This window comes from Ruegeria sp. BHSA123 (assembly GCF_059613425.1).
The window spans coordinates 13,538-31,527 of record NZ_JBXWSL010000012.1 but is presented as its reverse complement, the minus strand read 5'-3'; the positions used below and the strand labels follow the sequence as shown (position 1 = coordinate 31,527).

The 17,990-nt window shown below is 58.3% G+C and carries 19 protein-coding genes; 9 read left to right on the top strand and 10 right to left on the bottom strand.

The window, feature by feature from the left end:
• Positions 1-92: 92 nt before the first annotated feature.
• On the top strand, positions 93-1,538 hold the full coding sequence (pyk, locus tag AC2FNC_RS08930; RefSeq protein WP_480623530.1) for a pyruvate kinase: 1,446 nt from the start codon (positions 93-95) through the stop codon (positions 1,536-1,538).
• A gap of 32 nt (positions 1,539-1,570) precedes the next feature.
• Here pyk and AC2FNC_RS08925 read toward each other — a convergent pair whose 3' ends face one another.
• Positions 1,571-2,005 (bottom strand): Lrp/AsnC ligand binding domain-containing protein, encoded by a 435-nt coding sequence (locus AC2FNC_RS08925; protein WP_480624234.1) that lies wholly within the window; start codon positions 2,003-2,005, stop codon positions 1,571-1,573.
• 208 nt (positions 2,006-2,213) lie between these two features.
• On the opposite strand from AC2FNC_RS08925, the gene AC2FNC_RS08920 reads away from it, so the two are divergent.
• From AC2FNC_RS08920 to AC2FNC_RS08900, 5 genes are all read left to right on the top strand, one after another.
• Positions 2,214-2,651 (top strand): universal stress protein, encoded by a 438-nt coding sequence (locus tag AC2FNC_RS08920; protein WP_480473950.1) that lies wholly within the window; start codon positions 2,214-2,216, stop codon positions 2,649-2,651.
• 14 nt (positions 2,652-2,665) lie between these two features.
• On the top strand, positions 2,666-4,216 hold the full coding sequence (locus tag AC2FNC_RS08915; protein WP_480519384.1) for an alanine/glycine:cation symporter family protein: 1,551 nt from the start codon (positions 2,666-2,668) through the stop codon (positions 4,214-4,216).
• 183 nt (positions 4,217-4,399) lie between these two features.
• On the top strand, positions 4,400-4,600 hold the full coding sequence (gene rpmI / locus AC2FNC_RS08910) for a 50S ribosomal protein L35 (RefSeq protein ID WP_010443552.1): 201 nt from the start codon (positions 4,400-4,402) through the stop codon (positions 4,598-4,600).
• Between the two features lie 15 nt (positions 4,601-4,615).
• Positions 4,616-4,981 (top strand): 50S ribosomal protein L20, encoded by a 366-nt coding sequence (rplT, locus tag AC2FNC_RS08905; protein ID WP_039523695.1) that lies wholly within the window; start codon positions 4,616-4,618, stop codon positions 4,979-4,981.
• Between the two features lie 68 nt (positions 4,982-5,049).
• A complete protein-coding gene (locus tag AC2FNC_RS08900) occupies positions 5,050-5,859 on the top strand; it encodes a hypothetical protein (protein WP_496715108.1) in 810 nt (269 codons plus the stop codon).
• A gap of 89 nt (positions 5,860-5,948) precedes the next feature.
• Here the strand turns inward: AC2FNC_RS08900 and AC2FNC_RS08895 are convergent, their stop codons facing one another.
• Positions 5,949-7,340, bottom strand: coding sequence for an aminotransferase family protein (locus AC2FNC_RS08895; RefSeq protein WP_209506068.1), 1,392 nt, complete (start codon positions 7,338-7,340; stop codon positions 5,949-5,951).
• 221 nt (positions 7,341-7,561) lie between these two features.
• On the opposite strand from AC2FNC_RS08895, the gene AC2FNC_RS08890 reads away from it, so the two are divergent.
• Positions 7,562-9,190 carry an acyl-CoA synthetase gene (locus AC2FNC_RS08890; RefSeq protein WP_480546173.1) on the top strand — a complete coding sequence of 543 codons (1,629 nt, stop codon included), beginning with the start codon at positions 7,562-7,564 and terminating at the stop codon, positions 9,188-9,190.
• Here the strand turns inward: AC2FNC_RS08890 and AC2FNC_RS08885 are convergent.
• The 8 genes from AC2FNC_RS08885 to hmgA all read right to left on the bottom strand — a co-directional run bounded on the left by AC2FNC_RS08885 (position 9,187) and on the right by hmgA (position 16,072).
• Complete coding sequence (locus AC2FNC_RS08885) at positions 9,187-9,522, bottom strand: DOPA 4,5-dioxygenase family protein (protein WP_480519392.1); 336 nt, start codon at positions 9,520-9,522, stop codon at positions 9,187-9,189. The two genes, AC2FNC_RS08890 and AC2FNC_RS08885, sit on opposite strands and share 4 nt — an antisense overlap.
• 86 nt (positions 9,523-9,608) lie before the next feature.
• Positions 9,609-10,247: a maleylacetoacetate isomerase gene (gene maiA / locus AC2FNC_RS08880; RefSeq protein WP_480519394.1), complete on the bottom strand. Its 639-nt coding sequence runs from the start codon at positions 10,245-10,247 to the stop codon at positions 9,609-9,611.
• Between the two features lie 11 nt (positions 10,248-10,258).
• Positions 10,259-10,456, bottom strand: coding sequence for a DUF2783 domain-containing protein (locus AC2FNC_RS08875; RefSeq protein WP_480519396.1), 198 nt, complete (start codon positions 10,454-10,456; stop codon positions 10,259-10,261).
• A 5-nt stretch (positions 10,457-10,461) separates the two neighbouring features.
• Positions 10,462-12,072, bottom strand: coding sequence for an FAD-dependent oxidoreductase (locus AC2FNC_RS08870; RefSeq protein WP_496715106.1), 1,611 nt, complete (start codon positions 12,070-12,072; stop codon positions 10,462-10,464).
• Positions 12,073-12,206: 134 nt separating this feature from the next.
• Positions 12,207-13,157: an MBL fold metallo-hydrolase gene (locus tag AC2FNC_RS08865; protein ID WP_209598814.1), complete on the bottom strand. Its 951-nt coding sequence runs from the start codon at positions 13,155-13,157 to the stop codon at positions 12,207-12,209.
• A gap of 87 nt (positions 13,158-13,244) precedes the next feature.
• Positions 13,245-14,501, bottom strand: a complete 1,257-nt coding sequence (fahA, locus tag AC2FNC_RS08860; RefSeq protein ID WP_496715104.1) for a fumarylacetoacetase — start codon at positions 14,499-14,501, stop codon at positions 13,245-13,247.
• Positions 14,502-14,545: 44 nt separating this feature from the next.
• Complete coding sequence (locus AC2FNC_RS08855; protein WP_480473942.1) at positions 14,546-14,680, bottom strand: hypothetical protein; 135 nt, start codon at positions 14,678-14,680, stop codon at positions 14,546-14,548.
• A gap of 36 nt (positions 14,681-14,716) precedes the next feature.
• On the bottom strand, positions 14,717-16,072 hold the full coding sequence (gene hmgA, locus AC2FNC_RS08850; RefSeq protein ID WP_267365046.1) for a homogentisate 1,2-dioxygenase: 1,356 nt from the start codon (positions 16,070-16,072) through the stop codon (positions 14,717-14,719).
• A gap of 57 nt (positions 16,073-16,129) precedes the next feature.
• Between hmgA and AC2FNC_RS08845 the strand changes: the two genes are divergently transcribed.
• Together AC2FNC_RS08845 and AC2FNC_RS08840 are read left to right on the top strand one after the other, a co-directional pair.
• Positions 16,130-16,582, top strand: coding sequence for a MarR family winged helix-turn-helix transcriptional regulator (locus AC2FNC_RS08845; protein WP_480554755.1), 453 nt, complete (start codon positions 16,130-16,132; stop codon positions 16,580-16,582).
• A 39-nt stretch (positions 16,583-16,621) separates the two neighbouring features.
• Complete coding sequence (locus AC2FNC_RS08840; RefSeq protein WP_496715102.1) at positions 16,622-17,893, top strand: adenylate/guanylate cyclase domain-containing protein; 1,272 nt, start codon at positions 16,622-16,624, stop codon at positions 17,891-17,893.
• The last annotated feature ends 97 nt before the right edge of the window (positions 17,894-17,990 follow it).

Sequence of the window (17,990 nt, the reverse complement as noted above, 5' to 3'; positions counted from 1 at the left end):
AATTGCGCAATAAGCGCCACAGCAGTGTTTGCGGTAACATTTTGCAAAAGCTGATCTGCGCAATCTGAACCGGCATGAGGAGGTCAAGACCAATGCGACGCCTGAGGAATGTAAAAATCGTGGCGACGCTGGGACCGGCGTCCAGTGACTATGACACCATTCGTGCCCTGCACGAGGCCGGGGCGGATGTGTTCCGTCTGAACATGAGCCACGGCAGCCATGATGAGATACGTGAACGCCACAGGATCATTCGGCGGGTTGAAAAGGATCTGGACAGCCCAATTGCCATTCTGGCCGATCTTCAGGGCCCCAAGCTGCGGGTTGGTGTTTTTGCAAATGATACGGAGGAGCTGGAAGAGGGCGCGGCGTTCCGTCTGGACCTTGATTCAGCCCCCGGCGACATCACCCGCGTGTGCCTGCCGCATCCCGAGATTTTTGCAGCCCTTGAACCGGGCGCGCGCCTTCTGGTCAATGACGGCAAGATTCGCCTGATCGTTCAGGATTGCGGCCAAGACTTTGCCAATTGCACGGTCGAAGTCGGCGGTACGATCTCGAACCGCAAGGGCGTGAACGTCCCGGATGTGGTGCTGCCGCTGGCGGCCTTGTCGGCGAAGGACCGTGATGATCTGGAGTTTGTGTGCCAACTGGGTGTCGATTGGCTGGCGTTGAGCTTTGTTCAGCGTGCGAAAGATGTGTTCGAGGCCCGCGCGCTGGCTGATGGACGCGCCGCGATCCTGTCGAAGATCGAAAAGCCCGCCGCGGTCGAGGCGTTCGACGACATCCTTGATGCCTCGGACGGGATCATGGTGGCACGGGGCGATCTGGGTGTGGAACTGCCGGTATCCGCGGTGCCGCCCATTCAAAAAAGGCTGGTCCGCAAGTGCCGTAGTGCCGCCAAGCCGGTCATTGTCGCCACCCAGATGCTGGAAAGCATGATCGAAAGCCCGATGCCCACCCGTGCCGAAGTGTCGGATGTGGCCACCGCGATCTATGAGGGCACGGACGCCATTATGCTCAGCGCGGAATCGGCGGCAGGTGCTTATCCGGTTGAGGCTGTGCAGACCATGAATGAGGTCGCCATCGAGGTCGAGGCCGACCCGACCTATTCCCAGATCATCGCTGCGTCCCGGACGGCAAAAGGAAGCACTGTGGCCGATGCCATCGTCGCGGCTGCCCGCGAGATTGCTGAAAAGACCGATATCAAAGCCATCTGCTGCTTTACGCAAAGCGGAACGACCGCCTCATTGACAGCCCGCGAACGTCCCGGTGTTCCGATCATCGCGATGACATCGTTGATGGGGACCGCGCGCAGGCTTTGCCTGAGCTGGGGGTGCAACTGCGTCATGACACCCGAACTTCAGCGGTTCAAAAGCGCCGTGGTCAACGCGGCCCGCGCGGCGCGGGCAGGGGGGTTTGCAACCGAAACCGACCAGATCGTGGTTACGGCCGGTGTCCCCTTCAACGTTCCTGGCACCACCAACATTTTGCGGGTGGCCCCTTGTGATGAACGGCTGATCTACAGCACGGATCCGGAATAACCGCACTCCGACACTCGGGCCCGAGTGTCATGTCAGTCAACCGGCTCTTTTACAATCTCCATAACTGTAAAAGAGCTGGTCTGATGTATCCCCGGCAGCTTGTTGATCTTCTCGCCCAGAACCAGCCGGAAATGTGCAATGTCGCGCGTTCGAACAGTCAACAGATAATCAAACGATCCCGCCACCATCAGGCAGCTTTCGATTTCCGACACATTCCGAACAGCCTCATTGAATTTCACAAGGGATTGTTCCGCAGTTGCGACCAGGGATACCTGCACCACGGTCAGCAGCGCCAGCCCCATCCTTTCCTTGTCGACGACGGCTCTGTACCCTTTGATATAACCATTCTTCTCAAGTCGTTTTACACGCTCGGAACAGGGCGTATTGGTAAGGTTTACGCGCGCCGCCAACTCAACTATCGAGAGCCGGCCATTGGCCTCCAGCTCGTACAGGATGCGTTGATCGATATTGTCTAAATCTCTGCTAATCAGTAAAATTCCCTGTATTTTTGGCGCAATTCGATAAATTACACTGAAAATGGCCCAAAAAAATCTCCAATTCCTAGTGAAATTTCCTAATACTTACCAAAGGGCGGTCTTGTTGAAAAGTTCCAAGTTCCGGCCGCCCTGCCGGGGGCGTGGGCCCCGGCCTTAACAACAAAAACGGAGGAACGAAATGACAACAAAGATTGTCATAGGACTCGACGGGACTGAAACCGGCGAGCGTGCGATTGCCTTTGCCAAGGATTTGGCAAAGCTGATCGGAACGTGCGATTTGCTGGTCGCTTATGTGATCGAATGGTCACCTTACACATTCCAGACACCTGAAGAAAACGCCCAGCGCCACAAGCGCCGCGAAGAAGAGGTTGATCTGGCGTTGTCGCGTGTCGTGACACCAGCCGTAGAGGCCCTCAGGGCTGCGGGTTTCGAGGCGCAGGGCATTGTGCGCCATGGCGATGTGGCGGAAACGCTGAACGCCATCACTGTCGAAAACGGAGGCTCGCAAATCGTCGTGGGCCGGGCATCTGCGGACGGGATCAAGAAACGCCTGTTCGGCAGTTCGACGCAATATCTGGTGATGCATGCCGACGTTCCGGTTACGGTCGTGAACTGAGGGGAGGGCCAAAAATGAGAACGCTAAAAACACTTGGCGCCGTAACGGCCGCCACCATTGCCGCCAGCCCTGCCCTTGCGCAAGAGGCGCCGGGACTGGACGAAAAAATCAATCAGGCCTTTGCAAACCTGACCGGGCCGTTTGTCAGCTTCATATTTGCACCGCTGCCCGGAACCAGCTTTCCGTGGATCGTTATGTGGCTGGTCATCGCTGCATCGGTTTTCACGCTGTATTTCGCGCTTGTGCAGTTGCGGTTCTTTGGTCACGCGATCAGCCTTGTCAAAGGTGACTATTCCGATCCCAACGACGCGGGCGAGGTCAGCCACTTTCAGGCATTGGCCACGGCGCTGTCCGGCACTGTGGGCCTGGGGAACATCGCGGGCGTGGCCGTTGCCATTGGCATCGGTGGGCCAGGCGCAACCTTCTGGATGATCCTTGCGGGTCTTCTGGGCATGGCATCGAAGTTCACCGAATGTACGCTGGGCGTGAAATACCGCAATGAATACGAAGACGGCACCGTTTCAGGTGGCCCGATGTATTACATGTCCAAGGGCTTCGACGAGCTGGGCCTGCCCGGTGGTAAGATCCTGGCGGTGCTGTTCTCGATCTTCTGTATTCTGGGCGCGTTGGGCGGCGGGAACATGTTCCAGGCCAACCAGGCGCATCAGCAGATCGCCGGTATCGTTGGCGACTATCCGGGCTGGATTACCGGTATTGTTTTTGCCGCGGTCGTGTTCATGGTCATTGTTGGCGGTCTGAAATCCATCGCTCGGGTGACTGAAAAGGTCGTGCCGTTCATGGGTGTGCTGTATGTCGCCACCGCACTGGTCATCATCGCGATGAATGCGGACATGATCGGCTGGGCCTTTGGTCAGATCTTTGCCGGTGCCTTCACGGGGCTGGGCGTAGCAGGGGGCATGGTCGGCGCGCTGATCCAGGGCTTCAAGCGCGCGGCATTCTCGAACGAGGCGGGCGTTGGCTCGGCGGCGATTGCGCACTCGGCGGTTCGGACCAAGGAACCGATCACCGAGGGTTTTGTATCGCTGCTTGAACCGTTCATCGATACCGTCGTGATCTGTACCATGACGGCACTGGTGATCATCATCACGCAACAGCTGATCATCGACCCTGAAACCGGCAACTACATGCTGAACGAGGCGGGTTCCGCCATCGCAACAGTGGATGGCAATTCCGGCGTCAGCCTGACCTCTGCCGCCTTTGCCAGCGCGTTCAGCTGGTTCCCGTACATCCTTGCGATCGCGGTGATCCTGTTTGCCTTCTCGACAATGATCAGCTGGTCCTACTATGGCCTGAAGGCCTGGACCTACCTGTTCGGAGAAGGTCACACAAAAGAGCTGATCTTCAAGATCATCTTCTGCGTCTTCGTGGTGATCGGCGCTGCAGCCAACCTCGGTCCGGTTATCGACTTCTCGGATGCGGCGATCTTTGCGATGGCGGTTGTGAACGTCTTTGCCCTCTACTTCCTGATGAAAGTGGTGCGGCAGGAACTGGCGTCCTACTCCGCAAGGCTGAAGAGCGGTGAAATCCGCAAATTTGAACACTAAGTCCAATCACCGGGGCGGCTTGTGTCGCCCCGGTGCCTGACCAGCCTGCAAAAAGCATAGATTCTGGTCCAAACCCCCTTGCCAGTATGACCGAACTTGCGTAAACGGCGCTTCTGATCGCGTGACCGGCCGAGATGGCATGCCGAGTCGCGTCTGAAACCGAACCCGGAAAAGGAGACGGAAATGCCTAAGATGAAGACCAAATCAAGCGCCAAGAAGCGCTTCAAGGTGACTGCGACCGGTAAGGTCCTTGCTGGCCAGGCCGGCAAACGGCACGGCATGATCAAGCGGACCAAGAAATTCATCCGCGATGCCCGTGGCAACACCACCCTGTCCGCCCCCGACGCAAAGATCGTCAAGGGCTACATGCCCTACGACCGCTAAGAGGAGATGTAAGAGATGTCCCGCGTTAAAGGTGGAACCGTAACTCACGCCCGTCACAAGAAGATCATCAAGGCCGCAAAAGGCTATTATGGTCGTCGCAAGAGCAACTTCAAAGTCGCAACTCAGGCCGTCGACAAGGCCAACCAGTACGCGACCCGTGACCGCAAGAACCGCAAGCGCAACTTCCGCGCGCTGTGGATCCAGCGGATCAACGCTGCTGTGCGCAGCCATGACGAGGCTCTGACATATTCCCGCTTCATCAACGGTCTCAACCTGGCCGGTATCGAAGTGGACCGCAAAGTTCTGGCCGACCTGGCCGTGCACGAACCGGAAGCGTTCGGCGCGATCGTCGCCAAAGCTCAGGCTGCTCTGGCTGCCTGAACCTCTGAAAAGAGACAGTGAAAGAAAGGCCGTCCCCTTGGGGCGGTCTTTTTCTTTGGCAGAAACCCGTGGATTTCCGCATCAACCAAGTATGGTATTCCATTCTGGATAATGCACGTAATTGCTGTAATTATATAATCAACTTCTCTTTTAGATTGAATGGAATTACCAGAATGCCTTTTTGCCTAAAATTAATACAAGCTCTTATTGTTCTGACTGCCACGTTAGTCGGTTACTCTGATGAAGCGCGGTCGCAGGACGCTATCACAGAGCCCGATACTCCGGACGTGTTGGTTGAAACCTTTGACGGAGAAGACCAGACGCTCATGCTGGGCGGGCAGATTGACTTTCAGTCGGTCAAGTCGCCGTGGGTGTTTTATGTGGCCGATGGCAAGCTTGTGATGGAAAATAGGCAGGATACCCGCAGTCTTCAGTTCAACGATGTGGCATGGGTAAATTTTCCAGGATCGGACTCGTTGGAGAGTACGCAAGACATGGTGATATCTGCCGTTGTGGGCGGAGAGTTTTCCGGAAAAAGCGGGGTTGGCATTCTGGTTGGCAGCGGGAAAGCGGGAAAATATGTGGTATTTGCCGTGGACGGCAAGGGGCGCTTCCACGTTCTGCAAAAAGACGGACGTCAGTTGCGCGTCGTGCATGCGGGCACTCATGACGCGATTTTGCTCGAGTCTCCGAACAAGTTGTCCTTTAAGGTGCGAGGCGCGCATGTTGTCTTCTATGTCAACGGAACAAAGGTCATTCAAACGCTGTTTTCAAAACGAACGTCCTCGGGCGCGGACGGTCGCGCGGGAATTGGCCTCGCAGCATTCGGAACCGGCAGGTTTGAATTTGACGAAGTCGAAATCAAGAGGGTGAACTGAGACTGGACTTCTGCGCTTGAATGAACCGGCGCAGAGCGCGCCGGTTCAGAGAATTGGAGATTCTAAGATCAGCGGTTAGTCGGCTTGGATCATCCAAAAACACGCCCCAGCGCGCCGTCAACCGCGTCGGTGATCTGGTCGATGTCATCGGCCGTAGCAATCAGCGCAGGCGAGAAGCACAGCGTGTTGTTGCGACCGGGGATCGAGCGGTTGGTCACGCCGATGATCACGCCCTGTGCCATACAGTCGGCAGTAACGGCCTGCGCCAGTTTCTCGTCCACCGGCTCTTTGGTGCCGCGATCCACAACCAGTTCGGCCCCCAGGAACAGGCCCTTGCCGCGCACATCGCCGATGACCTTGTGCTTGTCCATCAGCGCCAGAAGGTTGTTCGTCATGCGCGCGCCCATGTCCGTGCAGTTCTGCAACAGGTTTTCATCCTGAATGATGCGCATGTTCTCGATGGCCGCTGCCGGACCAGCGGTGCACCCACCAAAGGTCGAGATATCGCGGAAATAGTTCATTGGGTCCGCGGCATCGTCTTTGAACAAGTCAAAGACTTCCTCGGTGGTGACCATGCAGGCAATCGCGGCATAGCCCGATGCAACGCCCTTGGCCATGGTCACGAAATCGGGCTTGATACCGTATTGCTGGTACCCGAACCACGTGCCGGTGCGGCCCACGCCACAGACAACCTCGTCGATATGCAGCAGCACGTCGTATTTCTTGCAGATCTCCTGCACGCGCTGCCAGTAACCCTCGGGCGCTTCGATCACACCGCCGCCTGCTGTCACAGGCTCAAGGCACAGGGCACCTACTGTATCGGGGCCTTCGCGCAGAATGACGGCTTCAATCTGATCTGCGGCCCATTCGCCAAAATTCTCTTCGGGTGCGCCGTCTAGCTCGTGTTTGCGATATTCCATGCAATGCGGCACGCGCACGAAATCAGGGGCGAAGGGGCCGTATTGCGCTGTGCGCTCGTCCTGACCGCCTGCCGACATGGTCGCCAGCGTCGAGCCGTGATAGTCCCGGTCGCGGTACAGGATCTTGGTTTTCTTGCCGCCGTATTTCTTGTGCGCGATCTGGCGCACCATCTTGAACGCCTTCTCGTTCGCCTCGGAACCTGAGTTGGTGTAATAGACGCGGCTCATGCCCGGCATCTTGTCGATCAGTTGCTCGGCAAACAGCGCACCCGGGATCGAACCGGCCGAATTGGCGAAATAGCACAGCTTCATCAGCTGGTCGTAAACCGCCTTGCAGATCGATTCGCGGCCATAGCCGACGTTGACGGTCCAGACGCCGCCGGAAACCGCATCCAGATGCTCTTTGCCTTTCTGGTCCCAGACACGCATGCCCTTGCCCTCGACAATGATGCGTGGGTCATTGGTTTCAAAGGGTTTATGCTGGATCAGATGGTGCCAGATATGGGCGCGGTCGGCCTCGACCACGCGGGAAAGATCGTTTTCGTTGAACGTGCCGTCCATGACATGTCCTTTCAGTGAGGAAGCGGTGCACGGGATATGGAAATGCCTCATCCCGGCATGTGTTTAAGATGCTTCAGATCACCGCGAAAGCCCGGATGTAGATAGGGCCAGATCGTATCATCCCGTATCGCCAGTCAGTTTTGCCGCCGTATTTCTACGGGTTTGTCAGAACGCGAACTTTGTGCTCAATTCGCCCAAACTGCGTTTCGGGAGGACAGCGGATGGCAGCGACACATATCTACGAGCGTCATTTGGACAAATGCCGGGCAAATTACACACCCCTGTCGCCCCTTACGTTCATTGAACGGACGGCGCAGGTCTACCCGGATTATCCATCCGTGGTTTATGGGGATCGCCGGTATTCCTGGGCTGAAACCTATGCCCGTTGCCGGCGTCTGGCGAGTGCGTTGACAGCGCGTGGGATTGGACGGGGCGATACCGTTTCGATAATCGCGGCCAACATCCCGGAAATGTACGAGGCGCATTTTGGCGTGCCCATGACGGGCGCTGTTCTGAACGCAATCAACACGCGGCTGGATGCGCCGATTGTCGCATTCATCCTGAACCATGCCGAAGCCAAGGCGCTGCTGGTCGACCCCGAGTTTTCGGATGTGGTGAAAGATGCGCTGCAACAGGTCGATCATGACATTCTGGTCATCGATATCGAAGACCCCACCTTCGACGGCGGTGAAAAGCTGGGCCGCCTGACCTATGATGCCCTGCTGGCCGAAGGCGACCCCGCGTTTGACTGGTCACTGCCAGCGGACGAATGGGACGCGATCACCCTGAATTATACCTCGGGCACCACGGGCAACCCCAAGGGCGTGGTTTACCACCATCGCGGCGCGACCCTGAATGCGCAGTCCGATTTGCTGGACTGGGATATGCCCAAGCATTCGGTCTATTTGTGGACTCTGCCGATGTTCCACTGCAACGGCTGGTGCTTCCCGTGGGCCATGGCAGCCAATGCAGGTGTTTCCGTTTGCTTGCGCGCGGTGCGGGCCGAACCGATCTATGCTGCTTTCCGGGACGAGAAAGTGACCCACTTCTGCGGTGCGCCGATCGTTCTGAATATGCTGGCCCACGCTCCGGATGAGCTGAAGGACTTTGACCACCAGATCAAGGTGATGACGGCAGGTGCTCCGCCGCCTGCGGCCGTAATCGAAGCGATGGAGGCGATGGGTGTCGAGGTCACGCATGTCTATGGCCTGACCGAAACCTATGGGCCTTCGGTTGTCTGCGCATGGAAAGACGAATGGAACAGCAAAGGGCCTGAAGACCGCGCGGCCCTCAAGGTGCGGCAAGGGGTGCGCTATACAGCGTTGTCCGGACTGATGGTGGCCGACCCGGAAACGCTGGAACCGGTTCCGGCTGATGGCGAAACCATGGGTGAGATATTCATGCAGGGCAACGTGGTGATGAAAGGATACCTCAAGAATCCCGACGCTACCGACAAGGCCTTTCACGGTGGCTGGTTCGCGTCCGGTGATCTGGGCGTCATGCACCCCGATGGCTATATCGCGCTCAAGGACCGTTCAAAGGACATCATCATCTCGGGCGGCGAGAATATCTCATCTGTCGAGGTCGAAGGTATCCTCTACAAGCATCCGGCGGTGATGGAGGCTGCAGTGGTGGCCCGTCCCGATGAGAAATGGGGCGAAACGCCCTGCGCCTTTGTCGAGTTGAAACCCGGCGCAGCCGCAACCGAGGCAGAGCTTATCGCCTTCTGTCGCGACCGGATGGCCCATTTCAAGGCACCCAAAACGGTTGTGTTCGGCACCCTGCCCAAGACATCAACCGGCAAGGTGCAGAAATTCGTTCTGCGGGATCAGGCACGGGCGCTGGGTTAAAGGTTGTCGAAGATCGACAGGTCCAACGCCAGCATCTCACCCATCCAGATCGCGCGGTCGCGGTGATCCTCCAGATGTTCACCGGTTTCCGGGTGCGTGAAGACCGTCAGGCCCTGCCGGTTCAGCATCAGCCATGGGATGACTTGGTCGAATGCGCTGGCAGCAAAGCCCAGCTGGCAGCTCCAGCGCGAATGGGGGCCGACGTTTCGGGCGTGCATCCGGCCCATTTGAACAGGGAACAGGCGGGCCGCCTCTTCACAGACCTGTCGCGCGGTGTCCTGCGTGTCGGCGTCGAAATAGACATGGGCGTGATAGCCGGTGATCTCGGGCATAGGAACCTCGTCTGCTTTGTTGGCTCAAAGCTAAGGCCTAAAAGGAAAAAAACCTAGCTGCGCATGCACACAGGGTCTGTGCAATGTTAACCCTGCGCATGTGCGTCGGGATGTGCCGCGACAAAGGCCGGGTGATTGGCGCAGGCCTCTTCAACCCGCAGCAGGCGGGGCATATCCGACAGATCAACCTGCCACCGGCGCGCGTTATAGATCTGCGGGATCAGGCAGAGGTCGGCGAGACCGGGCTTTGACCCAACACAGTAGGGGGCCTGTTCGAAATCCCCCAGCATGGTTTCAAACGCCTGCAACCCGGGTTTGATGAAATGCCGCATCCAGTCGCCGGGCATGTCGGGGGCATTATGGCTTAGGGTCGTAGCATAGCGCGCAACCGACAGGTTGCAGACTGGGTGGATGTCGACCGCAATCGCATAAGCCAGTGCCTGAACACGCGCACGTTCCGCCGGATCATCAGGCAGAAGGTTCAACTGCCGGGTCCGGTCCAGATAGTCGAGGATGGCCAGCGATTGCGTCAACCGCAGCCCGTCAATATCCAGAACCGGCACAAAGCCCTGCGGGTTTCGAGCGATATGTTCATCGCTCTTTTGTGCGCCGCCGACCAGATCGACAACAACCGGGCGATACGCGATCCCGGCCAGATTCAGGGCGATCCGCACCCGGTAACTGGCCGAGGACCGCCAATAGTCATAAAGGACGACGTCGCTCACGTCCGGGCCTGTCAATTGTCAGTCAAAGCGGCAGCGCGAAGGGCGTCCGTCAGCACTGCACTGTCACCGATGTGGTTGGCCAGCACCAGCACCAGCCGCGCATTCAGCGCGTCGCTGTCGGCTTTTTCCAGGCCCTCATGTGCGGCCAGAAGTTCGGCATAGAAGTCATCGGCGTCTTTGATGTTCGGGGTTAGGATCAGGTCTGACATAGGGCTTACTCCTTACCGCAGGCTCTGCGGATCGCGTGCCGGAAGGTGTTTTCTTCGTAACTGTCACGCCGGGCGGCCACATGCTGGTCCGGGCGGATCAGATAGACTGCGCTGGTCGCGTCGCCCAGATAGCGGCGTTTGAGGGCCAGCGTCATGTCATCCTTGACCGACAGCGCCAGTCGCGTGACCTCGATCCCGTCTTCTTCCAGGGCATCAGGGGCGTCTGCATCGACGGTCAGAAGCGTGAACTTGCCTGCAAGCTTGGGCAGCAGAAACTCGTCACCAAGCGGAGCGTCGGGACAGGCCGAGCCCGGTCGCGTTCCGGCGGGGCCGTTCAGCGCGTCCGCAGAATTCAGCGAAGATCCATCATAGGTGCAGGGCTGGCTCAGGCGGCCAGAATTCACCAGCGGGCGCGCGAAGTCATAATGCTCGCTCAGGTCCAGTACCGCATCGCGCAGGATCCGCGACATCTGGGATTTCGGGGTGATGAAATCGGTCGACCGGCTGGAATTCAGGATGTTCTCGTCGGCCCCGTACACGCGTTCGGCGTTGTAGCTGTCCAGCAGAGTTTCAGGTGCTTTCCCGTCCAGAACCAGCTTCAGTTTCCAACACAGGTTGTCGGTGTCCTGAAGGCCGGAATTGGCCCCGCGCGCGCCAAAGGGGCTGACCTGATGCGCGCTGTCGCCCGCAAACAGGACACGGCCCTTGCGGAAGCTTTCCATGCGACGGCACTGGAACGTATAGATCGAGACCCATTCTAGCTCAAACTCGACATCATCGCCCAGCATCGCCTTGAGGCGGGGGATCACGTTCTCGGGGCGCTTTTCGCGTTCCTTGTCGATATCCCAACCCAGCTGCAAGTCGATGCGCCATACATTGTCGGGCTGTTTATGCAACAATGCGGATTGCCCGCGATTGAACGGCGGATCGAACCAGAACCAGCGTTCAGACGGAAAATCCGCATCCATGATCACGTCTGCAATCAGGAAGTTGTCTTCGAAAATCCGTCCTTCGAAATCAATGCCCAACATCCGCCGGGCGGGGGAGGTCGCGCCATCACAGGCAATCAGCCAATCGGCTTCGATTGTGTAAGGTCCTTCGGGCGTCCCGACCTCCAGCCGCACGTGATCGTCATGCGTGCCAATCGCCTCGACCTTGTTGCGCCCGCGTATCTCAATCGGTGCGCCTTCTGCCTGCAACTCGCGGACCCGTTCAACGAAATAGTTCTCAAAATGGTATTGCTGAAGGTTGATGAAGGCAGGGTTGGCATAACCTTGTTCCGGTTGCAGGTTGAAGTCATAGACCTGTCGGTCATCGAAGAACACCTTGCCCCGATCCCACAGGACGCCCTTGTCGACCAGTCGGCGTCCGCATCCCAGCCGGTCGGCAATTTCCAGCGTGCGTTGCGAGAAACAGATGGCGCGGCTGCCGAAACTGACCTTGTCATTCTCGTCCAGAACCACGACGTCGACCCCTTGCTGCGCCAGATCAATCGCGGCGGCCAGACCAACCGGACCCGCGCCGATCACGATAACCTTGTGCCGAACCGGCGTCGGGCTGTCCTGATCGGGGCTGCGTTCATAGCCGTAAAGCGGAGTTTCAAAGATCTTGTTCATGGGCTTCCCCCCAAGCAGATGCGCCAAAGTGCTGCATGTCCTGTGCCCCGGCAGCACGTGCCGAAGCCTTTGGCATATGGTTTCACTGAATCCCGCCGCCTAAAACGATCTGGATCAAACTGGGCCGTTTTTCCTTACCCCTGCAGGGCCTCCCACATCTCAAGATCGCGTTGGGCGGTCCAGATGCGAGGCGTGTCGATACCGCGGGCTTCGTCATAGGCGCGGGCGACGTTGAACGGCAGGCAGTGTTCGTAGATCGCGTAACTGGCGAATTTAGGGTCACATTCGGCGCGGACTGCGTCCCATGCCTCTTTCAGGCTGCCACCGCGCGCCGCAACCTTGGCTGCGGGGCGGTAGGTGCTTTCGACGAAATCGCGGGTGTTTTCGATGGCGGCATTGACCATGTCCTTGCCAACCAGCGCGTCGCCGCGTCCCGGTGCGATGGCGTCGACATCGAACCACTTGATCTCGTCCAGCGTGTCGCCCCAGTCGCTGAAATGCCCGTCGCCGCAATAGCAGGCCGAGTGATATTCGACGATGTCGCCGGTGAACATCACGTTCTGGTCAGGCACATGGATGACGATATCACCGGCGGTATGGGCGCGCCCCAGATGCATCAGGTCGATCCGGCGGTTGCCCAGATAAACGGTCATCGTGTCGCTGAATGTGGTTGTGGGCCAGGTCAGGCCGGGGATGCTTTCATGCCCTTCGAACAGGCGCGGGAAGCGCTGGAATTCGCTGTCCCAGTCTTCCTGACCGCGTTCAACCACCATGGCGCGGGCCATGTCGGACATCAGGATCTGTTGTGCTCCAAAAGCGCTGGCACCTAAAACCCGTACAGCGTGATAATGGGTCAGGGCCACGTGGGTGATCGGCTTGTCGGTCACAGACCGCACGCATTCGATCACCTTGTTGGCCAGGCGCGGGGTCGCCTGCGCCTCGACGATCATCACGCTGTCATCGCCGATGATCACGCCCGAGTTCGGGTCGCCCTCGGCGGTGAAAGCATAGAGCCCCTCGCCCACTTCGGTGAACGAGATTTTCTTTTCCGACATGTCCCCCTGGGACGCGAATGCTTTGGCCATCTTGGTTTTGTCCTTTTGCGGTTGCGCGGAAGGCAGGGATTGGATGCCTCCGGCGGGAGTATTTGGGAAAAGATGAAGCTCAGTGCGTCATCGCTCGAATGGGGAAATGAGTGCAGGCAGAACGGTGCCGGTGCAGTCGCCGAACCCGATCGTATAGCCGTCGCCCCTGGCCGCGCCGGTCAGGGTCATCGTGTCGCCGTCTTCGATGAAGCTGCGGGTTTCACCTGTGTTCAGCGTCAGCGGCTCTTTCCCACCCCAGCTGAGTTCCAGCAACGATCCGCGTTCGGGCTTGGTTGGTCCGGATATGGTGCCTGACCCCAGCAGGTCGCCGGTGTTCATCGGGCATCCCGATGTGGTGTGGTGGGCCAATTGTTGCGCGGCGGAATAATACATCTGGTTGTAGTTGGTCCGCGCGATGGTCGTGGCGTCTTTGCCTTCGGGTGCCATGGTGACGGCCAGATCGATGTCATAAAGCATCGGGCCGCAATCCTTGAGGTGGTCCAGCAGCGCGAACTCGCGGGCTGGCGTATCACAGCGGAACGGCTCGAGGGCTGCCTTGGTCACGATCCAGGGGCTGATCGAGGTTGCGGTTGCCTTGGCCTGAAACGGACCCAGCGGCTGGTATTCCCAGGCCTGTATATCACGTGCCGACCAGTCGTTCAGCAGAACGTAGCCGAAGATGTGGTCGTCAGCTTCCTGAACCGTGATCGGGCCATCCGAGGGCGTGCCGACAATCGCGCCCATCTCCAACTCGATATCAAAGCGGCGGCTGGGCAGGAAGGCGGGCAGGTCCTGATCGGGGGATTTCAGCTGTCCCCAAGGGCGGCGGATATCCGTGCCGGACACCACGACCGAGGACGCCCGTCCGTTATATCCAATCGGAATGTGCAACCAGTTCGGCGGCAGCGCGTTTTCCGGGCCACGAAACATGGTGCCCACGTTGAAGGCATGGTTCCGCCCGGCATAGAAATCGGTGTATTCGCTGACCGCGAAGGGCAAGTGCATCTCGGCTTCGGCCTGTGGTACAAGCAGCGGTTCGACCTTGCTTTGTTCGTCCGAGCCGTCCGCCAGAAGGCTGATCAGCCGCTCACGCAGGGCGGTCCAGACAGCGGGGCCTTCCTCCATCAGGGGGTTCCAGAACGGCAGATCGAACAGCGGTTCATCGGTCAGGGTGATCAGGCCTTCGGCTTCGGCGGCGGTAACGTCCAGGATCATGTCGCCAATGGCCACACCGCAGCGTGGATCATCGCCTTCAGTCGAGAAGACACCGTAAGGCAGGTTGTTCAGTGGAAACGGATGCGCCGCGTCGTTGGCCGAGGCCACCCAGGATTTCATCAAAGGCATATTTTGCCCCTATTTTGTTGTACTTGGTACGTAGTTCGAAACGATCATAACCCCTGAAAGACAGGCGCCAAAGCCCAGAACGGGCGCGGTTGCGGCAGGTCGGCTGCCAAGGCCCCGTCTTTGTTTTCCGGTTGCAGCGACAGTACGCCTGCAACCGGAATGGGTATGTTCATCGCCATCAGGACGGGTGCTGTCCGGGTAACCCAGTCTGAGGGTCACTTCTTGCCCGGTGTGCCGTCGAACTTCTTCTCTAGCGATGTCCAGCAATCGATATAGTCGTCCTGCAACGGTGCCTCATTGGCGGCAAACGGCGTCAGGTGCTGGGGGAACCGGGTTTCGAACATGAACGACATCGTCTGGTCCAGCTTTTCCGGCCCCAGATTGGAATAGGATGCTTTGTCAAAGGCTTCCCTGTCGGGGCCATGCGGGATCATCATGTTGTGCAGACTGGTGCCACCGGGAACGAAGCCCTGCGGTTTCGCATCATATTGACCGTAGATGTTGCCCATCAGTTCCGACATGATGTTCTTGTGATACCACGGTGGGCGGAACGTGTCTTCCATCACCATCCAGCGTTCGCGGAACAGGACAAAGTCAATATTTGCAGTACCAGGCTGGCCGGAAGGCGCCGTCAGAACGGTAAAGATCGACGGGTCGGGATGGTCAAACAGGATGGCGCCGACCGGGCAATAATTGCGCAGATCGTATTTGTAGGGTGCATAATTGCCGTGCCACGCCACCACATCCAGCGGGCTGTGTCCGATTTTCGTGGTGTGAAACTGGCCGCACCATTTGATCGTCACGGTCGAAGGGGTTTCACGATCCTCATAGGCAGCGACCGGAGCTTTGAAATCGCGCGGGTTGGCCATGCAGTTGGCCCCGATCGGGCCGCGACCCGGCAGTTCAAACTTCTGGCCGTAATTCTCGCACACAAAGCCACGTGCCGGGCCTTCCAGAACTTCAACCCGGTACAGCAGTCCACGCGGGATGATCGCGATTTCCTTGGGCTCAAGGTCAATGATTCCCAGTTCAGTCGCAAAGCGCAGTCGCCCTTCCTGTGGCACCACCAGCAACTCGGAATCAGCCGAGAAGAAATAGTCGTCGACCATGGATTCGGTAACCAGATAAATGTGGCAGGCCATGCCAACCTGGGTGTTCACATCCCCGGCCGTCGTCATGGTCCGCATCCCGGTCATCCAGTTCAGACCTTCATCGGAATGCGGCACCGGGTCCCAGCGATACTGGCCCAGGCTGATCACGTCCGGGTCGATGCACGGGGCCGATTTCCAATAGGGCAAGTCGATCTTTTCGTAACGGTGCGAATGCTTTACCGACGGGCGAATACGATAGCACCAGGTGCGTTCAGGCGGGTTGGCGGTAAAGGCCGTGCCGCTCAGCTGTTCACCGTAAAGTCCGTAGTTGCACCTTTGCGGGCTGTTCATCCCCTGCGGCAGCGCATCGGGCAGCGCCTCGGTTTCAAAGTCGTTGCCAAAGCCGGGCATGTAACCGGCATGGGTACCAACAGGCGTTGCTGCTTGCGTCAATGAATGCGGATCCGTCGGACGGTTCATTACGTATTCCTCCGTTTGCTGCTTGTCGGTTAATAGTTGATTTTGTAACTAACAAGCATGACACACGACGAATCTGAAAAAAATGATGACTTTTTCCTGCAGAATTTTCTGCCGTTTCTGCTGAACCAGGCAGCCGAGCGCGCCTCGTTGGAATTTCAGGCTGTCTACAAGGGACGGTACGGAATGCTCAGAACCGAATGGCGGGTGCTGTTCCATCTGGGGCTGTTTGGCGAAATGACCGCCAAGGAAATTGGTGAACGGGCCGGAATGCACAAAACCAAGATCAGCCGTGCAGTTGCCAAGCTCGAGGAGCGCCGGTACCTGAAACGCACACGGGACGAGGCTGATCGGCGGGCGGAATGGCTGACGCTGACACCAGCCGGGCAAGCCGTGTATCGCGACTTGTACGGGGTGGCCGCAAGCTATGACGCCAGGCTGTCGGGTCTGTTCAGCGAAAAAGATGCCGCCTTGCTGCGCCAGATGTTGCGACGGTTGGCTGGCGTGGATTGACCACTGGTAATTGGCGCCTGCCGTCCCCAGATGTGTGTCATGCTTGATACGGAATTTGAAATGACGTCATTTGAACCTGCCAAGGTATCCACACACACCCTGATCGACTGGTTGGTCCAAAAGGGGCTTGAGGGTGCCGGGCAGGAAGAGTTGCTGGAAGGGTTCTGCACCAGTCTGGTCGATATGGGCATTCCGCTGATGCGGTTTCATGCGGCGCAGTCAACCTTGCACCCGGTTTATGGCGGAACCGGATATAGCTGGTACAAAAGCACCGGCGGTGAATCCGAGAAGTTTGAAAACACGGATACGCCCAGCGAAATGTGGCAACAAAGCCCGCTTTATGCGCTGCTGAACGAGGATCTGGATGAAATCCGGGTCAAACTTGTCGACCATAATGAACCCAGCCGCTTTCCATTGTTGAACGACCTGAGAGAGGTTGGGGCGACCGATTATTATGCCACCGGCATCTCGTATGAGGGGGCGGGAAAGATGCGCCCCAACGGTACCAAAAAGGTCAGTGATGGCGTCCTGATGTCCTGGACCAGCGATGCGCCGTCCGGGTTTGATGACAGAGATCTCAGGCACATTCATGCGGTATTGCCGCATCTGGGGCTGGCGCTCAAATCCGCCAAGAACCAGAACCTGACCGAAGACCTGATGCGGGTCTATCTGGGTCGTGATGCCGGGCGCCGCGTCCTGTCAGGTGAGATTCGTCGCGGATCATTGCAGCAGATCGATGCGGTGATCTGGAATTTCGATCTGGAAGGGTTCACCAACCTGTCAGAAGACCTGCCGGGCCACGAGATCATCGACATGCTGAATGATTACCTGGCTGTGGCCGTGGGCGTTGTGCACGACAAGGGTGGGAATATCCTGAAATTCATGGGCGATGGGCTGATGGCCATGTTCGATGTCGGCGAAATCGACGAGGACGCCCGTGCCGCGCTCAGCGCGGTGCCCTTGCTGCAAGCCCGCATGGATGAATTGAACGCCCGACGTCAGGCGCATGGGCTGCCGGTTGCGAAATTCACGCTGGCCCTGCATTCCGGCGAAATCCTGTATGGCAATATCGGGTCCGAAACACGGCTGGATTTCACAGTGATCGGCCCCGCCGTCAATCAGGCCGCCCGAATCGCGGGAATGCACCGGTCGCTGGGTCAGAGAATCCTGATCTCGGACGACGTCGCGGTCGCGGCACGCCCCTGCGCACAAGACCTCATCTCGGTCGGGCGCTACATGCTGCGCGGGGTGAACGAACCCAAAGAGCTGTTCACGGTATACAGTCCCGGCGGGCCATCAGTTACCGGGTGAAACCGAGGCTGTTCCGTTCAGCGGTTCCAAAGCTGAAAGCCGTGAGGGAGCACCTTTGTTTCGCTGGGTACGAGCGGCGGGTTCGAGCGGGTGTTCG

Coding starts and splice junctions, on each gene's coding strand:
- pyk (WP_480623530.1), top strand. CDS start 93: ATGCGACGCCTGAGGAATGTAAAAATCGTGGCGACGCTGGGACCGGCG.
- AC2FNC_RS08920 (WP_480473950.1), top strand. CDS start 2,214: ATGACAACAAAGATTGTCATAGGACTCGACGGGACTGAAACCGGCGAG.
- AC2FNC_RS08915 (WP_480519384.1), top strand. CDS start 2,666: ATGAGAACGCTAAAAACACTTGGCGCCGTAACGGCCGCCACCATTGCC.
- rpmI (WP_010443552.1), top strand. CDS start 4,400: ATGCCTAAGATGAAGACCAAATCAAGCGCCAAGAAGCGCTTCAAGGTG.
- rplT (WP_039523695.1), top strand. CDS start 4,616: ATGTCCCGCGTTAAAGGTGGAACCGTAACTCACGCCCGTCACAAGAAG.
- AC2FNC_RS08895 (WP_209506068.1), bottom strand. CDS start 7,340: ATGGACGGCACGTTCAACGAAAACGATCTTTCCCGCGTGGTCGAGGCC.
- AC2FNC_RS08890 (WP_480546173.1), top strand. CDS start 7,562: ATGGCAGCGACACATATCTACGAGCGTCATTTGGACAAATGCCGGGCA.
- AC2FNC_RS08885 (WP_480519392.1), bottom strand. CDS start 9,522: ATGCCCGAGATCACCGGCTATCACGCCCATGTCTATTTCGACGCCGAC.
- AC2FNC_RS08875 (WP_480519396.1), bottom strand. CDS start 10,456: ATGTCAGACCTGATCCTAACCCCGAACATCAAAGACGCCGATGACTTC.
- AC2FNC_RS08870 (WP_496715106.1), bottom strand. CDS start 12,072: ATGAACAAGATCTTTGAAACTCCGCTTTACGGCTATGAACGCAGCCCC.
- AC2FNC_RS08865 (WP_209598814.1), bottom strand. CDS start 13,157: ATGGCCAAAGCATTCGCGTCCCAGGGGGACATGTCGGAAAAGAAAATC.
- fahA (WP_496715104.1), bottom strand. CDS start 14,501: ATGCCTTTGATGAAATCCTGGGTGGCCTCGGCCAACGACGCGGCGCAT.
- AC2FNC_RS08855 (WP_480473942.1), bottom strand. CDS start 14,680: ATGGCGATGAACATACCCATTCCGGTTGCAGGCGTACTGTCGCTGCAA.
- hmgA (WP_267365046.1), bottom strand. CDS start 16,072: ATGAACCGTCCGACGGATCCGCATTCATTGACGCAAGCAGCAACGCCT.
- AC2FNC_RS08845 (WP_480554755.1), top strand. CDS start 16,130: ATGACACACGACGAATCTGAAAAAAATGATGACTTTTTCCTGCAGAAT.
- AC2FNC_RS08840 (WP_496715102.1), top strand. CDS start 16,622: ATGCTTGATACGGAATTTGAAATGACGTCATTTGAACCTGCCAAGGTA.